A 12,418-nucleotide genomic window follows, 5' to 3' on the forward strand; every position below is an offset into this window, starting at 1 on the left:
CTAGATAGGTTCATTTGGATCATGCCACCACATCACGCTCACGCCACGTAATTTCCACGAAATAAACGTAAACCAGACGTAAAACGCACTACACCGCACCCGCCTGCACGTTTTGGGTCAAAAAGTTTTTTCAGTTTTAAAATTCTACAAATCAAATCGCCAGACCTTGCCAGTACTGGCTGTGTGAGAAAAATCTCAAACTGAAATGAGTGAAAAGAATTTCAGCAAATTTCAGTTTTCTATTCGGTTGCATTCTGTGCGAGGAATTATATTACATTGAAATAAAATGACTTTTCTATTTTACGTGAGATTTTTACTTGGGCGGAAACCCAACATAAAAACTGAAAAGCCAGCCTTTATGCGGGGTAGAGGGAAATGTAAACTGAAATTGTGTGAAAAATTTATTTTCACTGTTCCCGTTCTGTGCCTGACAATTCTGATACAGAAAGTGTTGATGCTAATTCTTATATTGCTACAACTCTAATAAATGATTACTTGGATCTTGTTTCAACTTACTAGGGCGTATGGAATGTGAAAAACTCATGCTTAAAACGTATGTATGACCACATTCAACATCATTACAACAACAGTAAATCTCCGGTATGTTATCTAATCCTTCCCTTTTGATTTTTTTGATTGTTGCCTGCTCACCGCACTCTGGGCAATAAACTTTTAATACTTTCATTATCGATAACCCTCACATCAATTGCCTGCCAGAATAAAGTCAATTTAATACATACCTTTCCATTTTCATTGGTAACACTGGTAACACTGGTAACGGCGTTGATTTAAAAGAGATTAATGTGTTACCACTCCAAAAAACGAACTGGCAACAAGTGGTAACAGCCTATTTTTGTTACCAGTTGTTGCCACTCGCAAAAATTGACTGGTAACAGTGATAAGCCTTGGTATGACTGGTTGTTACCAGTGTTACCACTGTTACACATTAAATATAAGACAGTCAGTTTTATCCTGATTATTCGGCAGAACCTAAGACGTCACTGTTAAATAAGTAAACCCGTTTAAGCCCTATTTCTGGTAGGCGTATACTCGTTTGTATCCTGCCGTCCTTGCCTGCTTCTAACCAACCTTTCTCAACACATAAGCGGGCAACTTTACGCGAATCAAAGCCCTTGCATATTTCTTTCCATGCGGAGGATAAAACATAAAATTGAACAGTTGGATCTTGATTAGCAGTGCCTTTTTCAACACGACGAAAACCCATCATGTTGATAGGACGACTATTCTCATCGTACCAATCCGCAAAGCGGCTGAATTGGTTACGTGAAATAAAATCGGTCACTTGCTCCAATGCAGTAATATCTTCCTGATTCGCGGTGTGACCTCTCTCTTTCATCCATGCCGCTAAACACTTTTCAGCCGCTGTATACGCTTCCCCTTGTTGCCAGCCTGTAATTCCTGCTCGCGTTGCGATTTCTCCCGCCATAGCAACAAGGGCAAAACGGGTAATTGCACGACCAACCTGATTACCCGCATTCTCTGGCATCATTTTTGCGGTATATTCTTTCAATAAGGCCTTAGCCGTTCCTGAGATAAACGTGAGGTCATGAGTGAGATATTTCAGCCAATCACGGAACGGTGAGCCATGATATTTAGTCACGGCGTGCTCAAGATACTCAGCCAGTGATTTACCGCTGGTAAATTGGTGCAACTCTTCAAACACACCGTGTTTACCGGAATCACTCGGAATTTGGATCATACGGACTTCAACACCGGCATAAGTGCGTTCACCCGCATTTGACGCATGTTCAACTAAAGAGAGTTCCCCTGTTGATAAGAAAAGTAAATTCCAGCGGTTGGTTTCTCTGACACTTCCATCTGTTTTCGCTCTGGCTTTCCCCTGACCATTTGCCAGCATATAGGCAATATTACCCGCCTCACGCCCGTCAACTTCTCTGATTTCGTCTAGCATCAATGTTGCATCATTACGGCGACAGGCTGTACCTTCAAGTGCATTGCCGGTTGCCCGCCAGGTATACCAGTAATCCGTTCCGCCACAGACAGACGCAGCCACTTTCATTGTGGTTGTCTTACCATCGGTGGATTCACCTTTTAAGTGATAACCACCGCCACCGACACCGACTAATTTCAACAATGAGGAGGCAAAGGCTAAACTTACGGAAAAGGCGAGTCTTGCGTTTCCTGTGCAATATTTGCTTATATGTTCTCTCCACTCTTCACTTGTGCCTGATACTCTAAAGTCTTTCCCTTGGACACTGGAAGTTTGAAGAATAACGGAATCCGCACCTGTGCCGACAACTTCGTCTTGCAGAACATAGACATTACCGTGCCATCCAGTTTTATTGACACAAGTCACCTTTCTCTCTGGACGGCATAGCGAAATGTATTCCATCAAATGCGCCCGTGCCTGTCCTGATATATTGATATAGGATAATCCATTAACCAAAAGCACGCGGCGTAGCTCCTCACCGCTTCCGCTGAGCATTTCCATCGGCATAGCCCACTTACGGCAATTACCGTAAGTATCTTCCCATTCTAATAACCGTCCGTAATTACTACTGTCAGCATCACAGGTAATTGCAGTCACTTTTATCGGACTACTAATTTTGATATTCCTGACTTCGGTATCACCATCTGATTTATTGACGAGCTTGTCATACCATAAATATTCTTGAGTCAGTCGAAAGCCTTGCGGTAAATAGGCCTTATCTTTTCCGCAGTAGGTCATTTCTTCAAAGAAAGCCTCTTTGACCTTGTTATCGCTGTTTTCCTGTCGGTAATCATCCCAATCCGCTTTATAGTGAGTCGGTGGCAATGTGACCCAGCCATCTACCGCCTTAGCCGCTTTTTCTGCCCAGAGCTTGCCCGTATTTTCCTTGCCATCAATAAAATCGTTGTCGCCAGCAATGATGATTTTTGCCTGTGGCCACCGTTCTCTCAATTGTTGCGCGACTTTGACCAGATTAGTGGCAGCAACCGCCGCCACGATGAAAGAATCGATCACTTTTGACAGGCTTAACCCTGTGGCAAAACCCTCTGTAATCACCACCTGTTCAATGTTTTTATCCGTCTTATCAGCAACAATAATAAATGAACCTGAAAGTGCAGAACCGGATAGCAGGCTCTTTTCCCCTTTCGGGCTGATTAATTGCCCGCCTTTAATGGAAATTTGGTTATCAACTAATGGCAATAAAAGTGAGCCAATTGGAAAAATCATCTCGCCTTGCGTATATTGTTGCTGCGTAATTAAACATTGATGATGGGTTAAGCCTTTATTTGAGAGATATTGGCTTTCCCCTGAAAGAGATAAACCTTTCAGTTTTTTAAATAATTCGATTCCTTTTTGTGCGCTAACCTTTTTTATTCTGGTTGGCGTTATTTTTTTAAATTCAGGCAGGTGGAGTATTTTATTGATTTCAAAACATGCGGTTTTAACATCCTGACCTGTCACCAATTTAATTAAATCGAGCCCGTCACCGTTACCACAGTGATTACAAAACCACGTTCCTTTACCGTTTTTATCATCAAACCGAAAGCGATCTTTGCCTCCACATTTAGGGCAAGCACCGTGCCTGTTATTTTCAGGGACAGATACGCCTAAATTACTTAAAATATAATACCAGCGCCCGTTGGCTGCTTTAACGATATCCGTCACAGTAGGTATACTTGTTGGCATCGTTGAAATGTCAGGATAGTTTTGATTATTCATTATTTAATGTCCCTATTCATTAAGCTGCTTTCCTCAATAATGAGTTCAATTTTTTCCGATAAACACTCCATGACGGCTGCCATACCTTCGCCTGAAATATGCTTACCTGCGCTGTTGTTTAATAATTCAGCGAAGCATGCTGTCATTTGCGCTACTCTTAATAGCTCATTTTCAGCGGTAGCAGAAATGACGGCATTTTTATGGGGGGTATTTTTCATGATCAATGTCCTCTTTTTGGTTGCACAGGTAAACGACCTGCAAACAAGAGAACAAAATCATGAACGAGCAGCATTCTTGCGTTGTGTTCGTCTGGCGCGGTAGCCTCAATACGGCAGGGTTTAGCGGTAATATCAGAACGTTTGACGCACAGAAATAGAAATTTAAATTGAGTTTGGGTAGGGACTGCCATCATAAAGATGATCTCCATTCGATGATTCAAGCAATCACCGCCAGAGTTTCCACGCTCAATAGGGGCGGTGACGTTATCAGAGGTGGAAATACTGGCTCGAATGGATACCAGCCACCCTTTCGGGTGCTCCGATAACGCCACCATTGAATTCGGATAGGCGTAAGCCGCCATTAGATAGGCATTATTTACGACACAAAAAAAGACGCATGTGGCGTCTACTGTCGCCATTCGAGTATTCAGGTTTCCACGCCTGACGTTAGATTTTGCTAACGTTTTTCCAATATAGCCCAACCGATCAGACGGATGCAACCTTTTTATTTTCATGATTAAAATCAGCTTAAACTGCGAAGTTGATAGGAGAGAGAAAATAGCCCAGCCTAAACCGGGCAAAAGTGTTAACCTGCGGAAATTGCGGTAAACCAACGATTCTTCGTATTTTTAAGCCCATCAGAAAGATTGAATACTCTCGGTGAACTAATCGAAAGCTTACTTTTCTTTCGGGAAAAGTGAGAACGGTTAATACTGAATTTTAATCTATCGGTTCCCACACTCGCCGGGCTGTCTGTAACAGCAAGCCCAAATAAATAAAAGATACCCTTACCTTGAAAATCCTCTTCAACTTCGATAGAGCAGAATAATTTTTGCCCCTGCCTGTTATATTCCATGAGTTTTAGATTTGGTCTTAATCGCACGTAGAGCCGTGCTTTTCCATCAATGACATCCGTTCGAGCAGCGAGCACTTCCCCTAAATTATCAAGTGCTCGGTTATGCTCTTCCCAGATTAACGCGGTGTAATAGTTGGTATCGTAGGTCTCTGCAATTTCATACAGCCATTGTGCTTCGATAACACGTTTATCGACGGTTTGCCCTTCAGTTGCAACACAAATCCAAGTGGTCGTTAGCTGTAATTCACTCATAGCGAAAATACTTCCTCTTCAATGTGGATCGCATTTTCATCAACCGCCGCATAAAGGTTTATATCCCCTAAGCCGTAACCCTCATAACGCAAGTAGCTGTGCTCATAGGCTTTTCTTTCGTTAACAAACTCCGCGCGAAAACGTCGGCTATTCTTTAGCGTATAAATATGCAAATTATCTAACGTGGTCACAACCAATCGACGACCAGGCATAAACGGAGGAATGAGCGCAAAGCGTCCCGCGATGGTACTGAGCGCCATTTGACTGGCTTGAATATCTGCCGCTTTATCTGAAGCACTAAATAACTTTTCCCGATAGAGCGCCGCCAGTTCTGAACCGACTAATACCACTAAGCGAGGATCTTCTCGGAATTCTTCAGGAATTTTCTTGGTGATAAGATAATTTGCGATAGTATCTAAATTTGGGAAATTCCCATTCTTACCTAAGACAATTTTATCGGTGATCACTTGTGAACCCTGATTAAATTCTTTCGCTATTGCGTGCCAGCCCCGATTAACATCTTGCCCACGTTTATAGATATCGGGCTGAGTCGGAAATGCACAGAATTCACCATTAAAGCCGATTCTAATCATGTCTAACGATACTGTTTTAGAGAATAAGTCAGACATCACTTGAGTAAAGTGTTCATCATCACCACTGCCACTGTTGGCAATCAGTGACATTTGTTCATAAGAAATTGCAGCACAGGTATCTGTTTCTTCTAAAGCATAAGGTGCACTTTCCATTTTGGCGCGTTTATGGAATCGTCCGTCAAGGATTCTTCCTGTATGGAGGGTATTATCACCTAAACTAATGGTGTCGCCATTTTCTTGGCTAACATCAGCTAACGTTAATTTATTTAAAAACCAACTTGAATCTGAAATAGCTACACGTAATAAATTTTCAGATGTCGGAGAAATAGAAAAAGTATCACTATTACTAGAGGAATATTTAGCCCCACGGGTAAAATTGGCATGAAAAGATCTAGCCACATCAGGAATGGCAGTAATATACATAATAATTTCCTTATATTTTACATTACATGTAATTCAATTTATCTTGAATTCTTTTTTTAGCATTAACCATAGCCTTCACGTACTCATCAGCGGTCAATGCGATTTTTAAATAACCATTCTCTTTGCTATAATAATTTATATAGTAATCAATTCTATAAGATGGAGTATGAATTAAATCGTATTTATCTATCGGATAAGAACAATTTTTTATAACTATATCAATACAATTTTTCAATTTATCCATTGCTGACATAATAAATTTGCATGTGTTACTATGCCCCCAACCCATTTCGGATGATAGTGAATTTAAATACACTATTTCTCTTGGAATGGGTTCTAATAATTCTTTTTTAAACCCCGTTGTTTTTTCAGATAATAGCCATTCAATGACCGGGTTTAATAAACCATAGAGACCACTCATTTTTTCCAGTTTACCTCTCTCGCGCTCAATAGAAACTTTTTTACTTTCTACTTCGCGATGCATGTCAGTAATCCAAACACGGGTACTGAGATGATAACCCGCAGGTTTGTTTATTTTACCGTTTTGAGCGCTATTTAATATATCAACCAAGTTTTTAAGTTCAACTTCCTCTTTTTCGGGAAGCTTTGAATAACTCGATACGATACTTTTTCCTCGTTTAATGAGGAGTTTTATTTCTTCTACAGTGGGAAGAAGATTATCAAAATTAAAGCCTGTTAGTTCAGTAAATTTTTTAATTGAATCTTTCATATTTGCCAGTTTATATAACTCGATAATTCGAACCATAAACCCGGTATCCTTGCCGTTCTCTGTAAACGGTATGAACTTGTAATTAAAAATATATGATAGATTTTCATCTTTGAAAAATGATACTTCATTCATAACCTTTATCCTTTTTTGGTTATATATGGGTGTGAAAGTTCAACACCTATTTAATTGATGTTTTGGGGGGTGCTATTTATGTTGAGTGAGATTTAATTTATCAATAAAGTTATATAACTATATTGATTCTCTGCGTGATTTTTTATTTTCTACCCAGTTGCGTATTTCTGCTGCATCAAAGACAAAGAAACCATCTTCTAACTCAAAAGGTTGCGGTATCTTTTTATCCTTAACCCAACGGTGTAATGTTGAATCAGATATGCCCAGAAAATCAGCGGTATGGCGTTTACGTGCATTACCGATTTCAGGGTATGGGCTTGTATTTTTCATGCGTGGTTTTTTCTGCTTCGTCATGCTGCCCCTAGCCTCCCTATGTTATGCCTATCTCTGCTGTGACGTGTTTAGCGCATTCTAGAGGCTGAGAATTACGATATCCACCAAGAATGGAATCCATTAAAAGAATGATAAAATCCATTGAATTTTTTTTGATCCATTGAAAAATTAGGCTAATAATGGAAGTTTGAAAATTATAGGAAAAATCAAAATAATATATAATATCAACATATTGCGAAATTTCTTATAATGATAGTGAGTAGAGTTGGCAAATAGTGACAATCCATGATAACACCATGTCATACCTTGACTAAGTCTACATAAGACCACATAAAACTGAGTAATATTTACCAATATTGCTCGTTATTGCACACTATTGCTCTTTACTGTCCACTGTCCATCACTGCCCGTCATTATTCATCATCATTCGCCATTATTGCTTACAAAGTAAGCAATAATACGTTCATGTAGGTTTATGATGATTTAGCAGCCCATTGTTTAATGAGCTAACTACTCATCTTGTCCATTTAAATAGTAGTCAGCATTGCTTAGTTTGTTAAAGAATGTTGATCGTCCAACCAAAACTAAAAAATCAGGCCTCTCCATATCTTTAACTAATTTTTTGATGTCATTGTATATGTGTTGTTTACTGGGATTGCCTATTGAGCCGTAGTTGTCTGATGGTTGGCAGCCGTTTATGCTTTTTTCTTGAAGCAGTAATATAAGCAATCCAATTAATTTATAAGTTCCTTTTTGCTCATCATTTTTTCGATATTGTCCCTGACCTTTTTTATTCTGTAGTGCTATTTTTTCAACTAATGCCCGTCCACCAAAGACCTTAATATATTCCTCCCATCCACCATTTTTTTTGTGCTCTTTGTATATATTGTCTAAAGCTTGCTCTATTCTTGATGCAATAACCTCTGGGATATTTTCTATTAAGCTCATATATTGATATGCAGCACCAAACACAATATCAGAGTCAATCACATCGCTTGTGTGTTTTCTTTTGTCCTGAAACAAGCTGAGGGAGTTCACATTACTTAAAATAGCACTTCTTACCTTACGAACATTTTCTGAATATTCTTCTGGTATGTTTGTCATTGATGTATAAGGATCTAATCCAAAGATTGAAAGGGCTACAGCATTAGGCGTCGCAGTTCCTTGTAAGGCAAATAGCTTTAATACATCAATTTCAGGTACTGTCATACAAATTTCCTTTTAATTTTTTCTATTGGAGTAATGTTGTAACCCTCGCCGTTCTCTAGCGTTATCAGCAAATCACACCATTGAGCTAACGCGGCTTTGCGTTCATCAAAGTAATCATGCCTGTTATAAATGCCCTCAACCCCTTTTATACGATGATTTAAACAACGTTCAGCCACAAACGGATCAACACCTAATGCGGCTAAGTGGGTTCTGGCGGTGCGTCTAAAGTCGTGAATCGTGAAGTTAGGGATGCTAGCAGGTAATGTACGTCTTACTTTGGCAAGTGCAACGGGTAGGGTGGTTTCCTGAATATGTGGGATCATGCGGTGTTGCATTTTTCTTGCTGGTAGAACGTACTGGCTACCACAAGACATTGGTTTTAATTCCATAAACCAATCGATAACTTGTGGACATAGAGGAATATCTACCGCATCACCGTTTTTGCTACGTTCTGCTGGAAAATGCCAAATACCATTAGCAAAATCGAATTCCTCCCAACGAGCAGCGCATAGCTCCATTTTGCGCAAACATAGAGCAAGTAGTATCTTAAAGCTGATTTCATTCTGGCGGCTGATTGTAGATGTTCTGAACGCTCTCAGAACAATGATTAGTTCTTCTCTGGTTAACCATCTATCGCGTGATACTTCTTTCCCGCCTGCATCCGCAACTTCAAACGCTGAACAGGGGTTAACATCAATGAGCTGACGCCTGATACCATAATCAAATATGCGTCTGACCCATCTGAGAACATCTGTTGCTATGGTTGGTGCGCCTCTATCAACGATGCTTTTTAGTATTTCATCAATATGGTAGGGTTTAACATCCTCGATCTTCATGTCACCGATACGCGGGTTAATATCTTTATCTATACGTCTGCGTAATATGTCGGGGTGTTTCCAGCGAGGAAGTATCTGGCGCTCGAAGTACTCGGCTGCTAAGTCTGAAACTTTGATAGCATTCTTTTCAGCTTCAATTTTTGCCAGTGCTTCGGCTTTGCGTTCCTGTTTCTCCATCGCAACGTCATAGCCTAGTGACACACGGGCAGATAATTCTTTTGTTATCTCTCTGGCTTTAGCAAGGGATATATCAACATACGAACCAAGCAATACGGATCTGCGTTTACCCGCAAATTTATACCTGAAACGCCATACAGGAATTTTATAGTTTTCTCTATAGCTCAGATATAAGCCATTCCCGTCTGTTCTACCTTCGAATCTTTCCCCTGACTTTATCCATGCCCTGATCTGCTTATCTGTGAGTTTTGGCATTGAGTTATCTCCCATTACTAAGTCGGGTACACCTAAAATAATTCCTAACATCCAAGGTGTACACCTAGGTGTACCCAATAATCATGCGCTATTGTGATTCGCTCTGCAATGCTCTGATAGTAAAAAAGCCAGATATAACAATGTATATCTGGCTTTGTGATTTTCTCTGAAATGCTAAGAAACGTTATTCAATATTTTGTATTTGTTCGCGCATCTGCTCGATCAGCACTTTCAACTCAATTGCAGAATTTGTCACATCTGCATTAATTGATTTTGACGCCAATGTATTAGATTCACGGTTAAATTCCTGCATCATAAAATCCAATCGGCGGCCGACGGCTTCTTTTTTCTTCAGGATATTACGAGTCTCTTTAACGTGAGCATCCAGACGATCCAATTCTTCGGCCACATCAATACGCTGAGCCAATAAAAGCAATTCCTGCTCCAGACGATTATTTTCCAACTGAATTTGTGCTTCTTCCAGCTTGGTCTGTAAGCGCTCGCGCTGCCATTGCAGGATTGCCGGCATTTGTTCCCGAACTTTAATCACTTCCACGGTTACTGCATCTAAACGTTGCTCAATAAGAGCTTTGAGTGCTTGTCCTTCGGTCTCACGGCTCTGGATAAAGGCATCCAGTGCCAGATCCAATTCCGCCAGCAATTGTGTGCTGATGACATCCAAATCCTGCTCCTCGGCAGACATCACACCCGGCCAGCGTAGGATATCCACCGGATTAATTTCACCTTCACTACTTTGTTGTTTAACCCAACTTGCAGCTTCAACCAGTTGTTTTGCCAATTTTTCATTCAGAATCAAGGAACTCTGTGCACGGGCATCCAGTTCGAAACGCAGGTTACATTCCACTTTACCGCGCGTCAGGCGGGAACGAATACGCTCACGGATGACAGGCTCAAGGCTTCTGAATTGCTCTGGCAGGCGAATATAGGTTTCCAAGTAACGCTGATTGACAGAACGCAGCTCCCATGCTGCATTTCCCCAATCTCCTTTGATATCTCGCCGTGCAAAAGCGGTCATACTACGGATCATAATTCGTTCCCAATTTATAAAATGATGGGCGGATTATAACGCCCCATGTAGATGCAGGATAGGCATTCGCCGCTTTAAGCCGTATAATGCGCCCCCAATAATGCATTAACAACGGAGATCACACTATGAGCTTAGTAGGGAAGCGTCCAGCAGGAAGAACAGCGGGACAGATGCGTCCTATTAAAATGACCCGTCATTACACCAAACACGCGGAAGGCTCTGTTTTGGTGGAATTTGGGGATACCAAAGTGTTGTGTAATGCTTCCGTTGAAGAAGGAATTCCACGCTTTCTGAAAGGTCAGGGGCAGGGTTGGATCACTGCTGAATACGGCATGTTGCCACGGGCGACCAATAGCCGTAATGCGCGCGAAGCTGCCAAAGGTAAGCAAACGGGCCGCACGATGGAAATCCAGCGCCTGATTGCCCGTTCATTGCGTGCCGCTGTTGATTTGAAAAAGCTGGGTGAATTTACCATTACGGTGGATTGTGATGTGATTCAAGCGGATGGTGGCACCCGTACCGCAGCTATTTCAGGTGCTTGTGTGGCATTGGTTGATGCTCTGAATAAGTTGGTTGCAGATGGTAAACTGAAAGCAAGTCCGCTGAAAGCGATGGTTGCGGCAGTATCTGTTGGAATCGTTGAGGGTGAAGGACGTTGCGATCTGGAGTACGTTGAAGACTCTGCGGCTGAAACTGACATGAATATCGTCATGATGGATGACGGTAGAATGATTGAAGTACAGGGCACAGCAGAAGGTGAACCCTTCAGTCATGATGAGTTGCTCTCATTGCTCTCATTGGCAAAAGAGGGATTAGATACTATTTTCGAAGCGCAGCGAGATGCGTTAGAACAAAATCCATTAAAATAATAAATGGAACAGGCGGCTGAAGAGTCGCCTTTTTTATGTCTGCAATATAGCTGCAATATAGTAATGAATAACAAGAATCAAAGAGGAGAAACTCCAATGAAAGCCTATCAGCGCGAATTTATTGAGCTGGCACTGAAAAAACAGGTGCTGAAATTTGGCGAATTTACGCTGAAATCTGGTCGCAAAAGCCCATATTTTTTCAATGCGGGTCTATTTAATACCGGGCGTGACCTGGCGTTGATTGGTCGTTTCTATGCGGCAGCACTGCTGGATAGCGGAATTAAGTGTGATTTGCTGTTTGGGCCGGCTTACAAGGGTATTCCGATTGCGACGACTACTGCTGTGGCGCTGGCTGACCGTCATGATATCGATATGCCTTATTGCTTTAATCGCAAGGAAGCTAAAGATCATGGTGAAGGTGGATCGCTGGTTGGTAGCCCTCTGCAAGGTAATGTCGTGGTTGTGGATGATGTCATTACAGCAGGCACGGCGATTCGTGAATCAATGGAAATCATTAAGCAGCATGGAGCAACCCTATCTGGTGTGATTTTGTGTCTGGATCGTCAGGAACGTGGACGTGAAACACTTTCTGCCATTCAAGAAGTTGAACGTGACTACGGTTGTCAGGTTTTCTCCATTATTACTTTGAATGATTTGGTGAGTTATTTGCGTGAAAATCCAGAGATGCAATCTCATCTGGAAGCTGTAGAAGCTTACCGCAGAGAATACGGTATTTGATAGTCAGTAAATGCTGTTAGTTGGTAACAACGAACGTAGGCTAAAAAAAATCCCTCGC

13 protein-coding genes are annotated in these 12,418 nt (G+C 41.3%); 2 read left to right on the plus strand and 11 right to left on the minus strand.

Going from position 1 to position 12,418, the window contains the following annotated elements; genetic code table 11:
• Positions 1–472: 472 nt before the first annotated feature.
• The 11 genes from Xvie_RS14055 to Xvie_RS14105 all read right to left on the minus strand — a co-directional run bounded on the left by Xvie_RS14055 (position 473) and on the right by Xvie_RS14105 (position 10,753).
• Positions 473–685: an ogr/Delta-like zinc finger family protein gene (locus tag Xvie_RS14055; RefSeq protein ID WP_086109932.1), complete on the minus strand. Its 213-nt coding sequence runs from the start codon at positions 683–685 to the stop codon at positions 473–475.
• A 291-nt stretch (positions 686–976) separates the two neighbouring features.
• Complete coding sequence (locus Xvie_RS14060; protein WP_086109933.1) at positions 977–3,691, minus strand: DUF927 domain-containing protein; 2,715 nt, start codon at positions 3,689–3,691, stop codon at positions 977–979.
• Positions 3,691–3,909, minus strand: a complete 219-nt coding sequence (locus Xvie_RS14065; protein ID WP_086109934.1) for a hypothetical protein — start codon at positions 3,907–3,909, stop codon at positions 3,691–3,693. The genes Xvie_RS14060 and Xvie_RS14065 overlap by 1 nt, the downstream gene beginning before the upstream one ends.
• 2 nt (positions 3,910–3,911) lie before the next feature.
• Entirely contained in the window at positions 3,912–4,424 is a 513-nt protein-coding gene (locus tag Xvie_RS14070) for a host cell division inhibitor Icd-like protein (RefSeq protein ID WP_086109975.1), read from the minus strand.
• Positions 4,425–4,495: 71 nt separating this feature from the next.
• Entirely contained in the window at positions 4,496–5,017 is a 522-nt protein-coding gene (locus Xvie_RS14075) for a GPO family capsid scaffolding protein (protein ID WP_086109935.1), read from the minus strand.
• Positions 5,014–6,033, minus strand: coding sequence for a P2 family phage major capsid protein (locus Xvie_RS14080; protein ID WP_086109936.1), 1,020 nt, complete (start codon positions 6,031–6,033; stop codon positions 5,014–5,016). Before Xvie_RS14080 ends, Xvie_RS14075 begins: the two co-directional genes overlap by 4 nt.
• A gap of 22 nt (positions 6,034–6,055) precedes the next feature.
• Positions 6,056–6,895, minus strand: a complete 840-nt coding sequence (locus Xvie_RS14085) for a hypothetical protein (RefSeq protein WP_086109937.1) — start codon at positions 6,893–6,895, stop codon at positions 6,056–6,058.
• A 117-nt stretch (positions 6,896–7,012) separates the two neighbouring features.
• Positions 7,013–7,249: a helix-turn-helix transcriptional regulator gene (locus Xvie_RS14090; RefSeq protein ID WP_086109938.1), complete on the minus strand. Its 237-nt coding sequence runs from the start codon at positions 7,247–7,249 to the stop codon at positions 7,013–7,015.
• Between the two features lie 489 nt (positions 7,250–7,738).
• Positions 7,739–8,437 carry a hypothetical protein gene (locus tag Xvie_RS14095; RefSeq protein ID WP_086109939.1) on the minus strand — a complete coding sequence of 233 codons (699 nt, stop codon included), beginning with the start codon at positions 8,435–8,437 and terminating at the stop codon, positions 7,739–7,741.
• Positions 8,434–9,705, minus strand: a complete 1,272-nt coding sequence (locus Xvie_RS14100) for a tyrosine-type recombinase/integrase (protein ID WP_086109976.1) — start codon at positions 9,703–9,705, stop codon at positions 8,434–8,436. Before Xvie_RS14100 ends, Xvie_RS14095 begins: the two co-directional genes overlap by 4 nt.
• Before the next feature lie 184 nt (positions 9,706–9,889).
• Positions 9,890–10,753 (minus strand): YicC/YloC family endoribonuclease, encoded by an 864-nt coding sequence (locus Xvie_RS14105; RefSeq protein ID WP_086109940.1) that lies wholly within the window; start codon positions 10,751–10,753, stop codon positions 9,890–9,892.
• A gap of 125 nt (positions 10,754–10,878) precedes the next feature.
• Between Xvie_RS14105 and rph the strand changes: the two genes are divergently transcribed.
• Positions 10,879–11,622: a ribonuclease PH gene (rph, locus tag Xvie_RS14110; RefSeq protein ID WP_086109941.1), complete on the plus strand. Its 744-nt coding sequence runs from the start codon at positions 10,879–10,881 to the stop codon at positions 11,620–11,622.
• Between the two features lie 96 nt (positions 11,623–11,718).
• Positions 11,719–12,360, plus strand: a complete 642-nt coding sequence (gene pyrE / locus Xvie_RS14115) for an orotate phosphoribosyltransferase (RefSeq protein ID WP_086109942.1) — start codon at positions 11,719–11,721, stop codon at positions 12,358–12,360.
• The last annotated feature ends 58 nt before the right edge of the window (positions 12,361–12,418 follow it).

Origin of the sequence: Xenorhabdus vietnamensis (genome assembly GCF_002127535.1) — a bacterium.
GTDB lineage: Bacteria > Pseudomonadota > Gammaproteobacteria > Enterobacterales > Enterobacteriaceae > Xenorhabdus > Xenorhabdus vietnamensis.